At 53.8% G+C, this 19,541-nt stretch carries 17 protein-coding genes and 2 tRNA genes; 3 read left to right on the top strand and 16 right to left on the bottom strand.

The genetic code is table 11. From position 1 onward, the window contains the following. Positions 1–15: 15 nt before the first annotated feature. Positions 16–1,587 carry a multicopper oxidase CueO gene (cueO, locus tag ACJJIF_RS18770; RefSeq protein WP_444929802.1) on the bottom strand — a complete coding sequence of 524 codons (1,572 nt, stop codon included), beginning with the start codon at positions 1,585–1,587 and terminating at the stop codon, positions 16–18. A gap of 200 nt (positions 1,588–1,787) precedes the next feature. On the opposite strand from cueO, the gene ACJJIF_RS18765 reads away from it, so the two are divergent. Beyond that, positions 1,788–2,459 carry an endonuclease V gene (locus tag ACJJIF_RS18765; RefSeq protein ID WP_444929801.1) on the top strand — a complete coding sequence of 224 codons (672 nt, stop codon included), beginning with the start codon at positions 1,788–1,790 and terminating at the stop codon, positions 2,457–2,459. Positions 2,460–3,210: 751 nt separating this feature from the next. Here ACJJIF_RS18765 and cas6e read toward each other — a convergent pair. The 6 genes from cas6e to ACJJIF_RS18735 form a co-directional block, all read right to left on the bottom strand. Further along, positions 3,211–3,981 carry a type I-E CRISPR-associated protein Cas6/Cse3/CasE gene (cas6e, locus tag ACJJIF_RS18760; protein ID WP_444929800.1) on the bottom strand — a complete coding sequence of 257 codons (771 nt, stop codon included), beginning with the start codon at positions 3,979–3,981 and terminating at the stop codon, positions 3,211–3,213. Positions 3,982–3,991: 10 nt separating this feature from the next. Continuing rightward, a complete protein-coding gene (gene cas5e / locus ACJJIF_RS18755; RefSeq protein WP_444929799.1) occupies positions 3,992–4,750 on the bottom strand; it encodes a type I-E CRISPR-associated protein Cas5/CasD in 759 nt (252 codons plus the stop codon). An 8-nt stretch (positions 4,751–4,758) separates the two neighbouring features. Then, the gene (gene cas7e / locus ACJJIF_RS18750; protein WP_444929798.1) at positions 4,759–5,835 is read right to left on the bottom strand and encodes a type I-E CRISPR-associated protein Cas7/Cse4/CasC; all 1,077 of its coding nucleotides are present in this window, start codon (positions 5,833–5,835) and stop codon (positions 4,759–4,761) included. 158 nt (positions 5,836–5,993) lie between these two features. Then, positions 5,994–6,572 carry a type I-E CRISPR-associated protein Cse2/CasB gene (gene casB, locus ACJJIF_RS18745; protein ID WP_444929797.1) on the bottom strand — a complete coding sequence of 193 codons (579 nt, stop codon included), beginning with the start codon at positions 6,570–6,572 and terminating at the stop codon, positions 5,994–5,996. Next, positions 6,572–8,173, bottom strand: a complete 1,602-nt coding sequence (gene casA / locus ACJJIF_RS18740; RefSeq protein WP_444929796.1) for a type I-E CRISPR-associated protein Cse1/CasA — start codon at positions 8,171–8,173, stop codon at positions 6,572–6,574. The genes casB and casA overlap by 1 nt, the downstream gene beginning before the upstream one ends. 642 nt (positions 8,174–8,815) lie before the next feature. Continuing rightward, complete coding sequence (locus ACJJIF_RS18735; RefSeq protein ID WP_444929795.1) at positions 8,816–9,361, bottom strand: hypothetical protein; 546 nt, start codon at positions 9,359–9,361, stop codon at positions 8,816–8,818. An 893-nt stretch (positions 9,362–10,254) separates the two neighbouring features. Between ACJJIF_RS18735 and ACJJIF_RS18730 the strand changes: the two genes are divergently transcribed. Further along, a complete protein-coding gene (locus ACJJIF_RS18730) occupies positions 10,255–11,142 on the top strand; it encodes a hypothetical protein (RefSeq protein ID WP_444929794.1) in 888 nt (295 codons plus the stop codon). 707 nt (positions 11,143–11,849) lie between these two features. On the opposite strand, the gene ACJJIF_RS18725 is transcribed toward ACJJIF_RS18730, so the two are convergent. The 8 genes from ACJJIF_RS18725 to rlmE form a co-directional block, all read right to left on the bottom strand. Further along, positions 11,850–11,935, bottom strand: a tRNA-Leu gene (locus tag ACJJIF_RS18725). Positions 11,936–12,127: 192 nt separating this feature from the next. Further along, positions 12,128–12,213, bottom strand: a tRNA-Leu gene (locus ACJJIF_RS18720). A 9-nt stretch (positions 12,214–12,222) separates the two neighbouring features. Next, positions 12,223–12,657 carry a preprotein translocase subunit SecG gene (secG, locus tag ACJJIF_RS18715; RefSeq protein ID WP_444929793.1) on the bottom strand — a complete coding sequence of 145 codons (435 nt, stop codon included), beginning with the start codon at positions 12,655–12,657 and terminating at the stop codon, positions 12,223–12,225. 70 nt (positions 12,658–12,727) lie between these two features. Beyond that, on the bottom strand, positions 12,728–13,462 hold the full coding sequence (gene tpiA / locus ACJJIF_RS18710) for a triose-phosphate isomerase (protein ID WP_444929792.1): 735 nt from the start codon (positions 13,460–13,462) through the stop codon (positions 12,728–12,730). A gap of 119 nt (positions 13,463–13,581) precedes the next feature. Continuing rightward, complete coding sequence (glmM, locus tag ACJJIF_RS18705; protein WP_444929791.1) at positions 13,582–14,934, bottom strand: phosphoglucosamine mutase; 1,353 nt, start codon at positions 14,932–14,934, stop codon at positions 13,582–13,584. A 94-nt stretch (positions 14,935–15,028) separates the two neighbouring features. After that, positions 15,029–15,874, bottom strand: a complete 846-nt coding sequence (gene folP, locus ACJJIF_RS18700) for a dihydropteroate synthase (protein ID WP_444929790.1) — start codon at positions 15,872–15,874, stop codon at positions 15,029–15,031. A gap of 90 nt (positions 15,875–15,964) precedes the next feature. After that, complete coding sequence (gene ftsH, locus ACJJIF_RS18695; RefSeq protein ID WP_444929789.1) at positions 15,965–17,884, bottom strand: ATP-dependent zinc metalloprotease FtsH; 1,920 nt, start codon at positions 17,882–17,884, stop codon at positions 15,965–15,967. A 180-nt stretch (positions 17,885–18,064) separates the two neighbouring features. After that, a complete protein-coding gene (gene rlmE / locus ACJJIF_RS18690; RefSeq protein WP_444929788.1) occupies positions 18,065–18,685 on the bottom strand; it encodes a 23S rRNA (uridine(2552)-2'-O)-methyltransferase RlmE in 621 nt (206 codons plus the stop codon). Between the two features lie 143 nt (positions 18,686–18,828). Between rlmE and yhbY the strand changes: the two genes are divergently transcribed. Next, the gene (gene yhbY, locus ACJJIF_RS18685) at positions 18,829–19,131 is read left to right on the top strand and encodes a ribosome assembly RNA-binding protein YhbY (protein ID WP_108734403.1); all 303 of its coding nucleotides are present in this window, start codon (positions 18,829–18,831) and stop codon (positions 19,129–19,131) included. A gap of 35 nt (positions 19,132–19,166) precedes the next feature. On the opposite strand, the gene ACJJIF_RS18680 is transcribed toward yhbY, so the two are convergent. Then, complete coding sequence (locus ACJJIF_RS18680) at positions 19,167–19,541, bottom strand: hypothetical protein (RefSeq protein WP_444929787.1); 375 nt, start codon at positions 19,539–19,541, stop codon at positions 19,167–19,169.

The raw sequence follows: 19,541 nt of genomic DNA, 5'->3' as shown, positions 1-19,541 counted from the left end.
TAGCGGCACAGCCAATCAGGAAACACTAAACTCCGTCATCATCCCCGAATCCTCATGCTCCAGTACATGGCAGTGCGCCATATAAGGCATATCCGCCATAGCCGCTAGCGGAAAACGGACATAAATCTCTGCTTTACCGCCAGCAGATATGGGAATTGTATCTTTCCAGCCGCGCATATAGAGTGGCGGTTCCGCCTCGTTGTATTGTATTACCCGAAACTGACAGCCGTGAATATGCACCGGGTGCAGCATGCTGTCCTGCCCTTCAGAAATTTCCCAGCGCAAATCCTGATTTCTCGCAACTTTAAATCCCGGCTCGGTCAACGCAAAGGAAACCCCATTAATCCCATTGGCGATTAGCTGCTGTTTTAAAGACAGTGCCGGCCCTTCAGTAATCAGCTTAACGACCTTGGCTACTACATCGGGGTCTGTCGCACCTGTGGCAAGCATCGGCATTAACCCCGTTGCATTAATCGCCGCCTGCGCCTGCTGCTGCCGGTTCATTTGCATTACCAACCTCTGGCTGATTGGTGGCAGATTTTTGGGAATGGGAGGTAGGGAGACGAGGCGCTCCGGCAACTGCCCTTTTCCCTCAGAGGTTGCGGGTAGCACACTGAGAAAACTGTGAGCCCGATCAAAGGGCGGCAGGCGCATTATTGGCTGAGGTACTGGCAGTGTCTGCAGATCGAATGGCTTGCCATCGCGGGTGTCTATCATTACTTCGTAGCGCTCTCCTGCGGCAATCGGCAGCACCTCCACTTTCACCGGTTCTGACAACAGGCCACCATCGCTAGCAATCACATAGAGCGGGCGTTTATCACTGGTGGCCAAGCGGTAGTTGCGCCCATTGGAACCATCCAAAATACGAAAGCGCACCCACCCTCTAGGTGGCCTGACCACAGGGTTGATGACCCCATTGACCAGTAACCGATCACCGCAGTAGCCCGCCGCAATTGTCACTTCATTAAAACGATGAAAAAACTGGCCATCATCGGTAAAGCGGCGATCCTGAAGTATCAGGGGAATATCATCCACCCCCCAGTGCGAGGGCAATGGCAGTGCATCGCTTTCGTCATCATCGATAATAATAAGCCCCGCCAACCCTTTCAGCACCAATTCTGCGGTTGTCGGATAGAGGTGTGGATGAAACCACAGGGTGGCCGCAGGCTGGATTATGTTCCAGTCGAGACGCCAGGTTTCGCCGGGCTTTAGTGGCATATAGGGGCCACCATCGGCGCTACCGGGGATAATTAACCCGTGCCAGTGTGCTGTCACATTTTGCGTCAACTGGTTAACCACACTGACGGTTACCTTCTCGCCCTTGCGTACCCTTATCGCCGGTCCTAAAAACGGGCCATTAAATCCACAGGTGTGCGTAGCCCATCCCGCCAGGAAAGACTGCCTGCCCGGGCGCGTCGCCAATTTAATCTGGCCCTGTTCATCTGCGCGCAACTGCGGGGGAATAGGCAGGGCGTGGCGGCGGTTTGTCTCTGTCTGCGTAGCTTTTGCACTCGACACCCCAGTAAATAGCGCCGCCCCCATTACCCCCGTGGCAAAGCAAAATTCCCGTCGCGATAATTGAGCCATGGACCCACCTCCCTATGCGCCAGCGGGCCAAGTGTTTGAGACACGGCCCCTTTTACCCCTGGAATCTTAGACTTCTCTCTCCATACCCCAGTCGTAGTCTGCGACAACTGCACCCCCAGTGCTAAGTGGTACGCAGAGGCATAACACCACAATCCCCAGCGCTTGTGTTCTAAGCCGGCTCAGTTAACCTTGCGATTGCGTTGTTCACACTGTTAAAGCCGGGCCGACAGGGCCAATACCTTATTCGGCGAAACCCTGCCCTGGATAGGCACAATAAGGCGACTCGCAAACGGCGCTTACAGCGGGTCCAACTGGAAGTCCCCGCAGAAAACGGTGCGGATCGAAGCAATAAGAAAGAGGTTGCCATTATGATTTTGGCGGTAGATGTAGATTATCGGGAGCCCGGTGCCCTAGTGGCCGGGGTCGCTTTTGAGCACTGGTCAGACCCAGAGCCGCAACAGCAGTATCGCAGTCATATAGACAGCACCTTGGAGTATGAGCCTGGTGCTTTCTACAAGCGGGAACTCCCCTGTATCCTCACCTTAATTGAAGAGCACCAGATCAAAGCGCAGCTTATTATCATTGATGGTTATGTCAATTTGGGCAAAGAGCAAAGACCCGGGTTGGGCGCTCACCTCTATTCCGCCTTGCGCGGGGAAATCCCCATTATTGGCGTTGCCAAAAAACCGTTTAAGGACACTCCCGCAGAGGCGCAACTGTTGCGAGGCAACAGCATAAAACCGCTGTATATCAGCAGTCTCGGCCTGCCCCTGACAGAGGCCAAACAGCGGGTACTGAAGATGCACGGCAAGCACCGTATCCCCACCTTATTAAAATGGGTAGACCGCGAGTGCCGAAGAACCGCGCTATAGAGGCCTGCCGCAAGCAATTATCGCCAGTATTTATATAAGCGGGAAAGGGAGACGGGGCGATGGTAGCCCCGCGAGTGCGGGGAACGGCTAAACTACCCTTCGACAACTTCTCCATCGTCGGTTTATCCCCGAGCATTCAGGGAACATCTTGCACAGGGCACTGGGGCCATGCCTTATCCGGTTTAACCCTGCACACACAGGGAACAGCTGCGCAAAAGCAGCGCGATAATAGCACAACCCCACAAAATCCCCCGAGTTTTCGGGGAAGCCTTGACTGAGCCAATGCCTGGTCGCTATCGGCTACGGTCCAACCCCGCTGGGCGGGGAAACAAACTCAGGTGTCGGCACAATCCCGTCCCACACTCGGTTTACCCCCGCAGCAACGGGGAATACCCAAATCAAAACCCGGTGCTTTGACGGTTTTCCACGGTTTAACCCCGCCCTGCGGGGAACAACCACAGTTAGAATCGCCCTATTGCGCAATTACCGGTGCAACTCCGACCGAGCGGAGAACCTGTTCGGCAAGAAAAGTCTCACAGGATACCCTCCGGTTTAACCCCGCAGATGCGGGGAGCAGGCTGATCATAAAACGATTAAACACCGAGGCCATGGTTTATCCCCGCACATGCGGGGAACCTATACTGTTCTCACCCCCTCGCGATGAAGTGGGCGTTTTATCCCCGCTCATGCGGGGAACATTCCAACAATAGGCACGGGCCTGCACAGCCAACCTAAAAATAGTCTCTGCCGCTCAAATACGGCGAATCAACATCAAGCCGCAGCCAAACGCTTTGGCTGGCCCCATACCGGCAAAAATATTTTGCACAAATAATTCCGGTTCGGTTACCAGCAATTCCCCCCGGTAATCCACCGAGCTAAAACCGGCACCGCGCTGTTTTTTATGCAATAGATTCCAGCGGTAACCATTGCAGTGCAGCTTGGGTGGATAGATATCGAAACCGAGGCGGAGGCCCCGGTGTATCAGCCAGCTGCGCGCAGCATTTTGACTGATATCCTGCAATTGGGATTCAATCTGCCCCAGGGCAAACTGCTGCGGTTTTGCCTGTATCAAACTCTGCTTGAGCTGCCCCTTGCCGCCCTCAACGGGCAGACCATGAGATTCGCAATGCTCCCGCAGCCAGTGTAACTGGGCATCCATCAGTACATCGTGCCGCTTGCCGCGCTTTTGCCCTTCGCGCTTGCGCGCCACGGTGGGATTGGCGCGCAGGCGAAATGCCAAGCGATCGCCGGGGTTTAAGCGCGGCGCAAAGGTTTTAGTCTCTACGGAAAAAACCGGGTTATCCTGCGCCGGCCGGACTTTTGACAGCAGGTAAAATACCGGCAGGTTGCGCTTGCTGAGCAGCTGTTCCCGCGAGGACTCCTCGCGAAATAAAAAGCGCTCCCCACCATCAAACAGGTCCCACAGAATTTGGTGAATACCGTAACTGTTCTCACTGAGCAGCCGAGCCAGCTGCTTTTGCACCGCCAGCGAGGGAGATAGTTGAACTCTGGATAAATACATAGCCGCCCCCTTATGGCTGCCAGAGGTTTTCGATGCGCGGTTGGAATTGCCAGCGCTTGCGAGATAAGGGCTGATCGAGACGACTGAGCCGCTGTACTGATTCGGCTGAAAAGGCATTATCTTCCGCAGAGAAATCATCTAAGCTGCCCTCCCAGTAGTAGCGACAATGCTCATCCCTGGGCAGCCAGCGCTCCTGCCGGGCCCAGTCCGGCTGGTAGCCCAGCAGTTCCGGGGGAATATAGTGATCCAGCGCACTGCGAAAATTATCCGCACCAATCACCCGCGCAGCGGTGGGCGCCGACAGCGGAAATGCTTTACGCCCCAGATAGAGGTGGTACTTTGGCCGGGCCAGGGCTTCGCTCAGCTCCGCCAGCGACCAGTTGGCCCCCGCACAGGACCTCAGCGCGACGACGGCCTGCGCATCCACCAGATATTCCCGGCGAGACAACAGGGTACCGAGGCGCGCCTTACCCACAACCAGCTCATCGCGGCGGGTGTGGTAGCGGCGCTTGCCGGCGGAATCCGGCACCTGCACCGTGTGGAAGTCTTTTAGCAGGGTGCCCCCATGTAGAACCTTTACCGCCTGGCGATATTGCTGTGCCAGATTCTGCTGTAGGTCCTCCTGCTCCCGGGGTATGCCCAGTGCCGCACCGAGTAATCCGGCAATGGCCGATTTGCCCGGGTAGTGTGCGCTGTGACGGGATTCGCCCACCGCCACTTCCCCCCAGGAAGCCATGGCGCCGTATAAGCGAAATACGAGGTATTCCATAGCGCCACCTATTCGCTGACAAAGGCTAGAAGTTCCTCGATATTACCTTCACCGGTTACAGCATTGAGCACATAGCGACCATCGGCACAGTCCCCGTACACCCGATCAAAACTCTGCAATTGTTTTTGCAGCGCATCGATCGCATCGTGGGCATAGTCTTCACTGTAGCGGTCTACCGGCTTCAGGTAGGCCGCCGAGAGAGAGCGCGGTTGCTGATCGCCGGCCTCGGCGACTACGTAAGAGGCGTAGGCGCGGCTGGCATAGCTATTCTGTTTACCGCTGGGGGAAACCTTGAGAATAGTCTCTGTCAGTGCCGCTACGGCGCGATCGGCCAGCGCTTTATCCCCGCCCAGATTTTCAATCAGCAGCTCTTTATTAATACAGATATAGGAATAAAATAATCCGGCCGCAAAACCCGCCTCCCCCAGGTGGGCCGCACCCGCATCTTCGCTGCGATCGTTGAGATCATCTACTGCGGTAAAGTAATCGTCCTCAATCACTACTGAGTGCGCCGACAGCGCATGGGCCACCTGACACGCAGCTTCGACGTTATAGGCGGGCTTGGAGGCAAGCATACGGCCAAACAGGGCGATATCCACCGCCATATTCTCTCTGCGCAGTAAATCCAACTCCGCTTTCTCCGGCTCGCGCCCCTCTTCAGCCAGTATTTTCAGCAGTGCATTAATCGCATTTTGCTCGGCACTACTGAGGTGGACCAACTGCTCAATTTCCAGGTCGGCCAGCGGGTTGTCTTTCTCCGGTTTTTTTAACTTGCCAAACTGCTCGGCGATTTTCTGTGCCCACAGTTTGGCTTTTTTCTCAGAGACCCCCAGTTCCAGTAAGGCATTGTAGGCCAGTAAGCCCTGGCGCTTGGTCCTGGTGCCAATAAGGCTGTCCCCCTGCTCCGAGGCCAGCGCCTGTTGGAACAACTCCGACGTTCGCCAGTGACGCTTTAAACTCTGGGAGGAGATTCGCAGACGATCACAGCCCCCCATCTTGGCTGTTTTTGGCCGCCCCAGATCATCCCGGTTCAGGTTCGCAGGGGGATAGGCGGTCAATACATGCAATTGAATAAAGCGGCTCATAAATCTCTCCTTGTGGCGACCGTCAGGCCATTTCATTATTTTGGTCCATTGCGCGGATATCCGGATTAACAACTGTGCCGATCGGCCTGGCTTCGCTGTGCGCCCAGTGTTGCAGCGGGATACACCTTAAAAATTCTCAAACAGCTCAAAAATCCCACTCAGTCTGGCAAAACTGCGTAGTAATCTGTCGCCCAGCGCACGGCCAAACGCTCCTGTGGATAGCGTGCGGGCATTGTGCGCATCTCCTTTTGCCAGTGCAGTAAATCGTTAGCGAGAGAGGCGATACTGGCTTTGCCATCGAGCAGGGCCAGAGCGCGCACTATGCGCCGGTAAAATTCGGCCGTATCGCGGCTTTTTTGCAACTGGAAAAAACGCAGCTCACTCAAAGGCGGCCGCCCTCCCCGCTCCCGGGGGGTAGCCAGGGAGCGGGCAAAACTGAAATCCCTGGATTTACTGCTATCGCCGTCAATCATTTTTGCGGGATTATCGGTTTTCACATGGGCAATCACCGTAGCGACCAGAGCGGCGTCTTCGATGCGAATCTGTTCGTCTTGCTGCCAGCGCTCGGGCATATCCTTTAAAAAACGGATAAAAGCGGGCGTCGGCATAACATCCACAGGATCAACCGCTCGCCTTAAACGCGCCCGGTCGGCCCGGCCAGCGTTATCATTGAGCCAGCGGTGCCACGCACGCAGTCGGTTTACATCTGTATCGCTGAGATATTGATATCCGGCCATCACAACTCCTCCTGTTGTTGCTCAACTTTAGCTGCATCATCCAGAGTTTTTAAACTTGCCAAGCTGGAGAGCTTGCTCTTTAAAAAACGCCTCGCCCGAGTCACCCGCTGCAATTTTAGGCCGTCCAAAGCCTCTTCCAGTGACCAGTGGTCAAACTGCACCAAGGCTGTTTTTTTCAGTATCTGAGCCCAGGCAGAGGCCACTGGTGCAGATATAAATTGAGCCTGTTTGGACTCCCGCGCGAGCGGCTTCAGCAGGCGATAAAACTGGCTCTCCGTCGCCTGCCAAAATGCCTGATCAATAAATGAAAAATCCCCCTTGGCCTCTTTGGGGTTGTTAAACCAAGTGGCCTTGACCCTAAAGCGCAGCTCTTTCAAAACATCCTGTGCCGCCGCTAATAGCTCCCCGACCAGCGAGATAAACTGCGGCCGATACTCGGAGGAGACCGTCAGCACCGGCATTTCCTGCTCATACCAGCAACGCGCCTTCATATTGTCCATGTCATAGCCAAACCCCCACAGGCGCACACCGATATTTGCGTCTGGCTCCTCAAGGATTTCCCCATAGCCCTCGTGGAATAGGCGCACTGCTCGACTGGCTTCATAACCATTGGCGGGGTCGTGCCACAAGAGCCCCAACCAGTGTCGATAACCGAGCCCACCCTGCTGCCCCTTCAAGCTCAGGGGCGGGGACTTTTTCTTGAGATCCTGCCGATAGGGCGTCAAGGGGTGAACCCAGGGGCCCTCGTAATTAATGCCATAATTCTTGCTGGTATATTCGCGAATTAACTGATCGGTCTGTTCCCCACACAGATCACAGTAGCCCCGCCCATCCCTGGGGGTATGCAAACGTATTCTACGCGGCATCCCCCAGTACACTTGCAGGGGGTGGGCGTCGTCGGGGAAAGTAGAGGAGCCCTGTTTATCGGACAGGCGGGAGGGGGCGAGCCAGGGAAAGATACTGCGGGCGGAATTTGTAGACCCCACCCCGAGCCGCTCTTGCGGCAGAATATTGAGCCACAGTTTATGCCAGAGGGTGGCACTTTCTGCCGATGGCATCAGTAGTGTGGTCAGCGGGCCACCACCGCGCAAGCTGGTCCTGTGCCCCACGCCACCGGAAGGGGCGTTTATTTGTAAGGTAAACAGAGCGCTGGCGGCACAACTGGGGCACACCCCTTGCACCCTGCCCCCCTTAATAAAAAGGTCCTGGTTATCCCGGCAGGTTTTACTGCCGGGAGCCTCGATCAATAGGCTGGCGATCGATTTTGACTCCCCCTCCAGCAGCTCTAAATCCTGCATAAATGCCGGCCCGGAATCCCGCAGCAGGGCAAAATTGGGGGCATAGATTTGCAGTTGTGATTTTAGAGTCTCCTCAGTGGGCGCTTTTTTCCAGTGGGCTCTCCAGTCATCTATATCTTTGGGGGCAGAGGCGGTCTGCAAAAGGCCAATTAAAAACTGAAAAAGCGCCCCGCGAAAATCCGGTCGCACCGTGCAGATATCCACAACCGGGTTTTCCCTCTCGGCAATTTGCCAGGGGGCTATTTTTTCCCGCATACCACATCGTCGGACAATCGGCAGCCAGGAGTCTTCAACCAAATTCACTACGACCCTCCCTGATCCGGTCTCCACTCGCTTTTTTTGTTGTAATAATGTCGACTCTCACCCGCGAGAGGAAACAGCTCTACCCCATACAGCGCAGAATCTCTTTTCGAATCCATTCAATTTCAATCTGCGATGGCATGGACACTAACCTCTTTACCTTATGCCACTCTGAGATAGGAAAACTGATCTGGCTCAAGAGCCGGGCATCTTTCTCGCTTCCAGCACCAGGAATCAGCGTCCTCTATCTGGCACAAAGTGTGCGGTTACCGCATAAACCACACGGGATATAGGGATATTGATCCTGCTATAGCCAAGCAGCAGAGCGCCTTTCTGTGCGGACAAGCTTCCCGGCTTTTGGCCTGCGCCAGCCACGGCTCTCAACTGTCAATCAACAGACATAAAAAAGCCCCTTAACGGGGCTTAAAACGAGTAACAGCGTCTATTGTGGGGTGAACTTAATTCATCGACATCCGGCTCAAGAGTAAACCCACCACTGTTAGCCGCTTCAGACTCCAGCACAGGTGGCGGCACCATTACGCTTAGATATACAGAGATCCAATACTTTCGAACGCAGGGTGATATGGGATTGGGCTTCGAGTGCAAAAGTGCCGGCAATAGTTGCCGACACTTGCCGCCTATCAACTAGAAGCGTTCATAGGTGAAAACTTTTAAATTCACATCGTTAATGGCCTCTAGATCACCCTGAATATCAACAATCAAGGTTTCGCACTGATCAGCGGCAATTGAACCATTATCTATCGTTAAGACCACATCATTGCGAAAATCTGTAATAGGCACATTGGTATAAATATTCTTGTTATCCCTATCAGCGTCTATTGCAGTTCTGCTACCGTCTCTGCCAACACAACTTGCCGTGAGTGCAACATCATACACAAAGTCAAAAATCCTGGGGTGATTTCTAGTGTAGCAATGCTCTCCCCCGTATGAGTCGCGACAAACAACATCGGGCTTTAATCGTCCCAAACCAGATACAACCGCAGTAATATCAAAACTGATTTCTTGCGCACCATCACCTAAAACTTCAATCTCGGCAATGCGCCGGGTATCCGAACTATAAGAGTACTCCGTAACACTATGCTTAACGCCACTAATAAAAACCGTCTCCGCAAACGACTGGCTCGCCAACACAAAACTCAACAGCGGAAATATGCACTTTAAATATTTCATTTTTCATCCTTAAAAAATATTTACGCGAGCAGTATAAATGCCCAACCATTAACTAACAAGAAAATTAAACTGAAAGATTAAAATTTTAAACTTAAGTCTTACACCCCAAATAACAAAGCAAAAAAACAAAAATATTTAGCAAAACCTCCTGCAAATCCCAGTATTTTCAGGCTGCATTCATGTTTGGTGTGCCTTACAAATACCCCACATAAAAACAACGCAAATAAAATTTTTTTACCCTCGCAAATCATAAAAACACAACTCCCCCACCGACAAGAACCCACCCCGAAGCACTCAACTTTTATTTTTGACCTTACTCTATAACTGGCAAGCAACAAATAACGGAGCAAAGGGAATATCCATGCACACCGTATGCACCAACTATATATACGGGCACATTGACACCTGATGACTGTTAACGAAAGCAAACAGCATAACAATTATTCCGCTCAACTTGTTCTTGGCTTATATTGCAGCTCTATCCACGCTTCTTTCGCATCCAAACCTTACATCACTTAACTCCTTGATGGATAAGAAACGACAGATATCGCCGCCATCCAGCCATTATTTTCCAGGCGATTAACTGATATACTTCAGAATTGAATTCGGGCACACTATTACCACCGATAACGGTAAAGAGTTTTCTCTATACGAGAATATTAGTGAGGCTCTTTATGCAAAGGTCTATTTTTTATATCCTCATTAATTTTTAGAGAGGAACCTAAATAAGGATACCAATAGCCTACTGCGCCAGCACTCTCAGAAAACGACTTCTAATTTGTGAATTAAGTGGATGTCAAAGTGACAATGAATTGCCCTAGAAAAATTTTGACCTATAAAACTCCATGAAGAATAAAATCAGAATAATAAGCACCCAAAGGGTTTATTCAGCAATGCTTAACCGCCTTTTCGCCTCCCGTCGCCGCCCCTATATCCCCCACCGCAATAAACGGGAAGCAATCTCCATTGATTTTTCTGGCAACCGCCTAGAGCTTAGCCTCCCGCCCCACTCTTGCTACGACAGTTTTGCCGATCTCGACCCAACCAGCTACCCAGAAAGGGTCAATATTTTTGATCCTAGTGATTATATCGCTGATAGCGGGTACGAAGACTGGGAACGTGAAGGGGTTTCCAGGCAATGCTTTATAGAAAGGAGCTGGGAGCTATTTGGCCCCATCTGGCACAGCCGTCCTATTGGCACGATTGATTTTAGGCTTATTTTGAATCGCCACGATAAACTTCCCAGTGATATGAGCTGTTTAAATCCTCAGCATTTGGAGCAGGTGGTTATGCGCCGCTTATATTATTCAGGCCCTTGTCGCCCTGATTATTATGTGCAATTAGCCCCGGTTAACTGGAAGCTCTATGAGTTAAGCGGAGTTACAGCAATATTTTTTGAAGAGCATAGAGTCAACCCCCCGGAAGAATTGAAGCACAACCCCCATCACGACACCTACTTTTCCAGCAGCTTATTTATACCGTTAAGCAGCGAGCATTATCTGAGCATTGTTTTTAGATATCTGGGTTATGCCCCGGTTAAACCCTGCTTAACCGCAATGAACAGTATTCGCGACTCTGTATGCAACAGCATTAAATTTCAGCCGGGTATCGATACACAAAAACAACTGGCAGAAGCCCAATATAAATGGCCCAATGCCAAGGCAAGCACCACACGTGAAATTGAGCGCTGGATTTATCCTGAGTGGCGTCGAGATGGAGAATTTAATAGCGATTTGATCATCACCAAACCCGGCAGCCCGCCCCCAGCCTGGCAAAGCTAATTCCTACTAATTCTATCTCTTAACTTACAGCAAGGATAAGCTATGAAAAAGCATTCTTCCCACTGGGTTGCCGTTATGAATAGAGGGGAAAACCCGAATATTAATCGCAATGTCTATGTATCTTCAGCTAAGTGCAATGCTGAAATTTAAGCTCGGCTTCACCTATTTCAAACCGACAAAGGGTCGATCAAGTACAGAGCCCCAAACCGCAGAAGCGGCAGTTTGATAGTCAGCTCAAAATCACATAGGCCACTGGGGCGGCACAATTCAGCTATGCAGATGCGCGCCTGTAAAAATCTTCATTCATCCTCACCATACATTCCAGAGTAAAGCCACATCGAGAAACCGACGAACATTGCACCAACGACAAGAAAGCCCACCACCCACAGCCATGAAAGGGCAAGAAACCAGTGCCCCACTCGGCCAAAGTTAAGATTTAAAGCTGAATCCTAGGCTCAAGTTATATTGGCTAGAATTGAACACTGGGGCGGAAGTGTCAGATACAGAGCTACCAGATAGCCCCCATTTATCCACAAGCCAATCGCTGGTGCTAGCAGTCCCTAAATTGAACCAGATAGCAGAAAATGCAGCAGCAGAGAGCGCTGGATGACAGCGAACAAGAAGGAAGGCTGCATACCTTGCAGATAGCAAAAAGCCCGGATCTACCGGGCTTTTTGGATGATTCCGAAGTTTTTCGGATCTTGATGTGGTGCCCAGGGCGGGACTTGAACCCGCACGAGCATAGCTCACTACCCCCTCAAGATAGCGTGTCTACCAATTCCACCACCTGGGCAAAAATCTGTTACTACTGTTTCTCACTTTCCGACAGGTTATCACTGTCGATAACCGGCAGCTATCGGCAAAATCAAAGCACCATTGCGGAAGAGCAGAGTCTTCACTGTGAGACGCATGACAAGCCTATAGCGCTTAAATAAAAAAACCCTGCTTAGCAGGGCTTTTTGCTTCAGTTTAACGAAGCTTTGTGTGGTGCCCAGGGCGGGACTTGAACCCGCACGAGCATAGCTCACTACCCCCTCAAGATAGCGTGTCTACCAATTCCACCACCTGGGCAAAAATCTGTTACTGCTGTTCCTCACCTTCCTGGTTAGCAGCGGGCTCTTCTGAGCTGTTGCTGTCTACAGGAATCTGTGGGATATCGCCAGTTTCCAAATCTGTTTCGAGCTGCGGGATATCGCTATCGATAGCCGGCAGTTCTTCGGCTGGGCCAATCTGCTCTACCGCCGCTGGAATTTGCGGAAGGTCCGCATCAACGTTGGTATCTGAGCTTTGCTTTGCCAGAATGGCCAGACCAAAACTGGTGACGAAGAATACCGTCGCAAAAATTGCTGTCAAGCGGGAAAAGAAGTTTCCGCTACCTTGACTGCCAAAAACTGTCTGAGATGCGCCGGCACCAAAGGATGCACCAGCTTCGGCACCTTTGCCCTGTTGCATCAGGATCAGGCCGATAATGCCCAGTGCAGTCAATACGTGTACAACTAATACCAATTTTTCCATCTTCTGGAAACTCTCTACCGGGGTCTCAACAACCCGTTATTCAGTATTCGCTAATCCGCGTGCTATTCCTTCAAACAGCAGCGCGACAAATCTCGGCAAACTCGCTGGCATCCAACGAGGCTCCGCCCACCAGGGCACCATCAATATCTGCCTGAGCAAAAAGCTCGCTGGCATTTGCGGATTTTACACTACCGCCATACAAAATCTGCACTTCAGCGCCCAAATCTCCTAACTGTGAGCGAATAAACGCATGTACAGTCTGGGCCTCATCAGGGCTAGCCGTTTTTCCGGTGCCAATGGCCCATACCGGCTCATAGGCAATTACGGACTGCTTCCAGTCAGCTGAATCGATGATATCGGCGACGGCTTGAAGCTGTTCAGCAACCACGCTCAGAGTGCGTTCCTGCTCGCGCTCCGCAAGGGTTTCCCCGACGCAGAGTATTGGAGTCAGTCCCGCCTTTTGGGCTGCGACAAATTTTTTCGCTACCAACCCACTGGTTTCACCGTAGAGACTACGGCGCTCGGAGTGCCCGACGATCACGTAACGGGTATTCCAATCCAGCAGCATGCTAGCGGAAACCTCACCAGTAAATGCCCCTTTGGGCTCCTGGCTGAGGTCCTGGGCACCCAGGCTAAAACCTCCGCTCTTTTCCGCCGCATCAGCCACCAGGCCTAGGTACGGGAAAGATGGACAGACAACAACACCAGACGTCACACCTTCGAGGTTGAGGTCGGTGAAAAAACGCTCGGCAAACTCGCGGCTGCCGTTCATTTTCCAGTTTGCTGCTACTAGCGGTGTTCGCATGTGTGCTCCTTCAAGGGGCGCAAATCTTAGCGACATTGGCGCCAACATACAACCAAAATTATACGAGTTTGCCCTGCGCCCCGGTAGGACCGATTTACTACGGGTTAAATCGCAGCAGATCAGTTGTTTCCAATTCGCTCTACCACGGAGGAAATATCTTTGGCCAGCTGCTCCACCAGGGCGCTGTCGCGGCCTTCGACCATTACCCGGATCAGCGGCTCCGTGCCCGATGGCCGCAATAGTACACGCCCGCTGTCCGCCAGCTGGCGCTCGGCATCGGCAACGGCGGCCTTGACCTCTGCATGATCGAGCACGCCGTCGCGATGGGCCAGCCGCACATTAATCATATGCTGGGGGAACATTGTCATGTGGGATTTAAGCTGGTGCAGGGGCTCGGCAAAGTCGCACAGACCTCGCAGCACCTGTAGCGCGGCAATAATGCCGTCACCGGTGGTAGACGCATCGGCGCAGATAATATGGCCGGAAGACTCGCCCCCCAGTTTCCACTGGTTGGCAGACATCTTCTCAAGTACATGGCGGTCGCCAACCTTGGCCCGCTCAAATGGGATCTTGTTATCGCGCAGGGCCAACTCAAAGCCGTAGTTGCTCATCAAGGTGCCGACAACACCGCCACAGCCGCCGAGGATTTTATGCTGGTGCATGGCGATGATATACAACAGCTGATCGCCGTCGACCAACTCCCCGTTGGCGTCGACAAACAGTACCCGGTCGCCGTCGCCATCAAAGGCGATGCCCAGGTCCGCACCCTGCTTCACCACGGCTCGCTGTAACTGCTGCGGGTTGGTGGAGCCGCAATCCAGGTTGATGTTGAGCCCATCGGGGCCCGCGCCAATTACGCTAACATCCGCCCCCAGCTCACGAAATACCATCGGCGCTACGTGATAAGTTGCACCGTTGGCGCAGTCGAGGACTATTTTCAAACCCTCCAGGGAGAAGCCCCAGGGAGTGGACGCTTTACAAAATTCGATATAACGCGCCGCCGCATCGTCGATGCGATAGGCACGGCCGAGATCGGCCGAGGTCTCCATCGGCAATTCGAGAGCAGCTTCAATCTCCTGCTCAATCTCGTCTGGCAGCTTGGTGCCTTCCGCACTGAAAAACTTGATGCCGTTGTCGTGGTAGGGGTTGTGCGAGGCACTGATTACGATACCCGCGCCCGCGTGGAAAGTCCTGGTCAGGTAGGCAATCGCCGGGGTCGGCATTGGCCCCAGCAGGGCGACATCGACACCGGCATTAATCAGGCCCGCTTCCAGGGCCGCCTCAAACATATAGCCGGAGACCCGGGTATCCTTACCAATAAGGATGCGGGGGCGGCGGTGGTGTTTAGCCTTGAACGTTCTCCCCAGTACCTTGCCCGCTGCATATCCCAGGCGCAGCATAAAGTCGGGAGTGATCGCCCCCTCGCCGACGCGACCGCGAATACCATCAGTGCCAAAATACTTTCTTTCCATAACGCTTCTCAATAGTGTACTTCGCCGCTTTTCTTTTGTGCCGGAAAACTACAACAGGGCCCTGCGGCTTAGGGCCTCTGTAAGACATCTCTGATTAGGGGGCGCGGTCAACCAACTGCTGCATACGCAGCACATCGACAGTTTCCGCAACATCGTGGACACGCAATATTTTTGCCCCCCTTTGCGCAGCCAGCATCGCCAGAGCCAGACTGCCGGGGAGGCGACCATCTACATCCCGATCGAGCAGACGACCGATCATCGATTTGCGCGACAAGCCCGCCAGTATGGGCATATCCGCCGGCGCCAGCTGCGACAAATTGCGCAACAATGCCAAATTGTGCGCGTCGGTTTTACCAAAACCGAAGCCCGGATCGACAATAAGCCTATCCCGAGCAACCCCCAGCCCAATACAGCGCTCGACCCTGGCTTGCAGGTATCTGGCGACATCCCCGACAACATCAGTGTAAGACGGATCATCCTGCATAGTGCCGGGCTGCCCCTGCATATGCATCAAGCAGATCGCCAAGTCAGTCTCTACGGCGGCTTCCAGGGCACCGGGGCGCTCCAGGGCACGAACATCATTGATCAGCCCCGCCCCGGCGGCGGCCGACTCGCGCATCACCGCTGGGGTGCTGGTATCGACAGAGATAATCGCATCAAAGTTCGCTTTGATCGCCTCAACCACCGGCACCACCCGGTCCAGCTCCTGCTGCTCGGATACCGGAGTGGCGCCAGGACGTGTCGACTCCCCGCCGATATCGAGAATTGTCGCGCCCTCAGAGAGCATCTGCTCCGCTCTCTGCAAAGCCAGGGACAGATCCAGGCTGCCGGAGGCGTAGTAGTGGCCCCCATCGGAAAAGGAATCCGGCGTTGTGTTGAGAACGCCCATCACTACAGGCTGGGTGAGATCTAAGGTGTGCTTAGCGCAAATAATTTTCATTGTCTGCAATAAAAAATGCCGGATCGGGGCAGGCTATCGCCCTATCCCCAACCCGGCATTTGGTTTTGTCCAGTTAGTCGCTTCGGAGAATCAGTGGCCGTTGAGCGGGCCGCCGACCGTACTGCTCTTGTCCGCCTCAGTTGAGGACTCTGTGGTTTCAGTATCCTGGGTCGGACTGTTGCCACCGGAACCGAAGTTGTTGTCGTCCCAATCCCTCGGCGCGCGAACCTTGCGGCGAGCCATCAGGTCGTCCACCTGTTCCGCATCCAGGGTTTCGTACTCCATCAGCGCATCTTTCATCGCTTCGAGGATATCGCGGTTGTCTTCCAGCAGTGTCTGCGCCCGGTCGTAGCAGCCATCGATAATGCGGCGCACTTCAGCTTCGATCTCATAGGAGGTCTTACCGGAAACCGGGTTGCCCTGGCCGGGCTGACCGCTTTCGTCTTCGCCGTAATGCAATGGGCCGAGCTTCTCGGACAGCCCCCACTTGGTCACCATATTGCGCGCCAAATCAGTGGCTCGCTCAATATCGTTGGAGGCGCCGGTGGTAACACCATCGATGCCCAGGGTCATCTCCTCGGCAATACGGCCACCGAACAGGGAGCACAGCTGCGATTCGATCGCGCGTTTGGACAGGCTGTACTTGTCTTCCTCTGGGAGGAACTGGGTGACACCCAGGGCGCGACCGCGGGGAATAATGGTTACCTTGTGTACCGGGTCGTGCTCGGGTACCAGGCGACCAATAATCGCGTGACCGGCCTCGTGGTAGGCGGTGTTCACCTTTTCCTTCTCGTTCATCACCATGGACTTGCGCTCGGCACCCATCATGATCTTGTCACGGGCGCGCTCAAACTCTTCCATAGTCACAGTGCGTCTATTGGCACGGGCGGCAAACAGGGCGGCTTCGTTGACCAAGTTGGCCAGGTCGGCACCAGAGAAACCGGGTGTGCCGCGGGCAATTGTCTGCGCATCGACCTTGTCGTCCATCGGCACTTTGCGCATATGGACCTTGAGAATCTGCTCGCGACCGCGAATGTCCGGCAGCCCGACAAATACCTGGCGGTCGAAACGGCCCGGGCGCAGCAGGGCGTGGTCGAGGACATCCGGGCGGTTGGTGGCGGCAATCACGATCACGCCCTCATTGCCTTCGAAACCGTCCATCTCAACCAGCAGCTGGTTCAGGGTCTGTTCGCGCTCGTCGTGACCACCGCCAACGCCGGCGCCGCGGTGGCGGCCAACAGCGTCGATCTCATCGATAAAGATGATACAGGGGGCCTGCTTCTTGGCCTGCTCGAACATATCCCGCACTCGGGAGGCGCCCACACCCACAAACATCTCGACAAAGTCAGAGCCGGAAATGGAGAAGAAAGGCACTTTGGCTTCACCGGCAATCGCTTTGGCCAGCAGGGTCTTACCGGTACCGGGAGGGCCACACATCAGCACACCACGGGGAATATTGCCTCCCAGGCGCTGGAACTTGGTAGGGTCTCGCAGGAACTCTACCAGCTCCTGTACCTCTTCTTTCGCTTCGTCGACACCGGCGACATCGGCAAAAGTCGTCTTGATCTGGTCTTCACCCAGCAGGCGCGCCTTGCTCTTACCAAACGCCATGGGCCCGGAGCGACCGCCGGCGCCGCCCTGCATCTGGCGCATAAAGAACATAAACACGGCGATAATAATCAGGATCGGGAAGCTGGCTACCAGGAGCTGCTGCCAGATACTCGGGGACTCGGGCTCGCGGCCAATAAACTGCACATTACTGCGCACCAGCTCATTGGTGAGTTCATCGTCAATAATCTGCGGCTGAACGGTCTTGAAGCGGCTGCCATCGGCTTTCTCACCGGTGATCACCAGGCCATCCACGACCACGTTCTTAACTTGGCCCGACTGCACATCCTGAACAAAGTCGGAGTAGCTGAGGGCCTCATCCCGGGACTGCGGTTTAAAGTTTTGAAAAACCATCAGCAGTACCGCTGCGATGATCAACCACAGTACTAGGTTCTTTGCCATATCATTCAAAGGGATAGCCCTCTCGCAATCAAAATCCGTCCATTCCGGCAGCGCCGGCCACATCGATACCGGATAAACCCAGTATAGGTGCGGGGGTAAACAGCCTTTGCCCCCAGTACAGGTATCGCTTATACCATATAGGGGCCCAGACTAGAAATACGCCGATATTGTCAGTCGCCGTCAGCCCTTAAATCCTCGCGCCACCACATACACTTCACGCGAGCGGGGACGGGAGGCTCCAGGTTTACGGGTGACGACACTGTTGTAGCTACCGCGCAGGTCGCGTATCAACTCGTCGAAACCCTCTCCCTGGAATACTTTGGCAACAAATGCACCGCCGGGTTTTAACACCTGCCGGGCCATATCGACTGCCAGCTCGACCAAATACATGGAAGCGGGCTGATCAACATCGCGTATCCCACTCATATTGGGGGCCATATCGGAAATCACAAGGTCTGCCAGCTCATCGCCCATGCGCTGTAACAGCTCACCGAGCACCGACTCCTCGGTAAAATCCCCCTGGACAAAGTCCACGCCGGCCAGCGGGTCCATCGGCAGTATATCTGACGCCAACACCCGGCCTTTGTGTCCAACCAGTTCCATAGCCACCTGGGACCAGCCCCCCGGGGCTGCGCCCAGGTCGACAACTGTCATGCCCGGTTTGAACAGGCGGTCCTTGTTTTGCAGCTCCTGCAGCTTGTAGCTGGCACGGGAGCGGTAGCCCTCTTTCTGCGACTGTTTGACGTAATGGTCATTAAAATGTTCACGCAGCCAACGGTGGCTGCTCTTAGATCGGCCCATCGGGTACAATGCCTACAATCACTACAACTTAATTGTAAGAGCGGCCACTAACCGCAATCGAGTCAGCCGAACAAACGCTGGCGACGATCGCGGCCTGTGGCCGTTCCCACATCGAATTCCACAAAGTGGTAATGGAGTATTGTATGCCTTTAACCGCCGACCGCAAAAAAGCTCTTCGCTCTCTGGGTCACAATCTGAAACCTGTCGTGACCGTAGCCGGCAATGGGCTGAGCGAGGGGGTGATGGAAGAACTGAACCGCGCGCTCGAAGACCACGAGCTGATCAAGGTCAAACTGATGATTGCCGACCGGGAAGTTCGCCATCAGATCGTCGGCGAACTCTGCGAGAAATCCTCATCCGAATTGGTGCAGGAAATCGGCAAAATCGCCCTAATTTTCCGTGCGGCGCAAAAGCCGGATATTCGCAAGTCTAATTTGCTGCGTTAAATAAAAAAGGGAGCTAGCGCTCCCTTTTTTATTTCTCAACCCCTGGAAACAGGTTTACACAACACCGGCACTTCCCACGAATCTCCACTGGAAAGCCGCGTCAGCCAGCACTTTTCACCATTACCCACCAGTTGGAACTTAATCGGCCGCCCCATACCCCGGCCAATCAAAGCCATCTGCTTTGGGGTTTTCTCGACCACCAAAACACTATCTTCCACAAACGCCTTCGGGCCCAGAGTTACTTTAACCCCTCCCAGCGCTTGCGAAACCGCCGCTTGTAACACGCTCCGAATTTCGGGACTCGTTTCTTGTAGCAGTGCCGCTTGAGCCGTTTCAGCATTTTGCTGGGAGGAGCAGCCGAGACACATCATTGCAAAACCACAAATCTTAGCCAGAGCTGCCAATTTCAT

It is taken from the genome of Microbulbifer regidiadema (SeqCode) (assembly GCF_052467605.1).
Note: the sequence above shows the minus strand (reverse complement) of the source record. Positions and strands in the feature narration are given on the sequence as shown.

What these genes read in the sequence shown, in the direction of transcription:
- cas7e (WP_444929798.1), bottom strand. Translation starts at nt 5,835, where the DNA reads ATGAGCCGCTTTATTCAATTGCATGTATTGACCGCCTATCCCCCTGCG.
- ACJJIF_RS18735 (WP_444929795.1), bottom strand. Translation starts at nt 9,361, where the DNA reads ATGAAATATTTAAAGTGCATATTTCCGCTGTTGAGTTTTGTGTTGGCG.
- tpiA (WP_444929792.1), bottom strand. Translation starts at nt 13,462, where the DNA reads ATGCGAACACCGCTAGTAGCAGCAAACTGGAAAATGAACGGCAGCCGC.
- cueO (WP_444929802.1), bottom strand. Translation starts at nt 1,587, where the DNA reads ATGGCTCAATTATCGCGACGGGAATTTTGCTTTGCCACGGGGGTAATG.
- cas5e (WP_444929799.1), bottom strand. Translation starts at nt 4,750, where the DNA reads ATGGAATACCTCGTATTTCGCTTATACGGCGCCATGGCTTCCTGGGGG.
- secG (WP_444929793.1), bottom strand. Translation starts at nt 12,657, where the DNA reads ATGGAAAAATTGGTATTAGTTGTACACGTATTGACTGCACTGGGCATT.
- casB (WP_444929797.1), bottom strand. Translation starts at nt 6,572, where the DNA reads ATGGCCGGATATCAATATCTCAGCGATACAGATGTAAACCGACTGCGT.
- ACJJIF_RS18680 (WP_444929787.1), bottom strand. Translation starts at nt 19,541, where the DNA reads ATGAAATTGGCAGCTCTGGCTAAGATTTGTGGTTTTGCAATGATGTGT.
- yhbY (WP_108734403.1), top strand. Translation starts at nt 18,829, where the DNA reads ATGCCTTTAACCGCCGACCGCAAAAAAGCTCTTCGCTCTCTGGGTCAC.
- glmM (WP_444929791.1), bottom strand. Translation starts at nt 14,934, where the DNA reads ATGGAAAGAAAGTATTTTGGCACTGATGGTATTCGCGGTCGCGTCGGC.
- ACJJIF_RS18730 (WP_444929794.1), top strand. Translation starts at nt 10,255, where the DNA reads ATGCTTAACCGCCTTTTCGCCTCCCGTCGCCGCCCCTATATCCCCCAC.
- ftsH (WP_444929789.1), bottom strand. Translation starts at nt 17,884, where the DNA reads ATGGCAAAGAACCTAGTACTGTGGTTGATCATCGCAGCGGTACTGCTG.
- folP (WP_444929790.1), bottom strand. Translation starts at nt 15,874, where the DNA reads ATGAAAATTATTTGCGCTAAGCACACCTTAGATCTCACCCAGCCTGTA.
- rlmE (WP_444929788.1), bottom strand. Translation starts at nt 18,685, where the DNA reads ATGGGCCGATCTAAGAGCAGCCACCGTTGGCTGCGTGAACATTTTAAT.
- cas6e (WP_444929800.1), bottom strand. Translation starts at nt 3,981, where the DNA reads ATGTATTTATCCAGAGTTCAACTATCTCCCTCGCTGGCGGTGCAAAAG.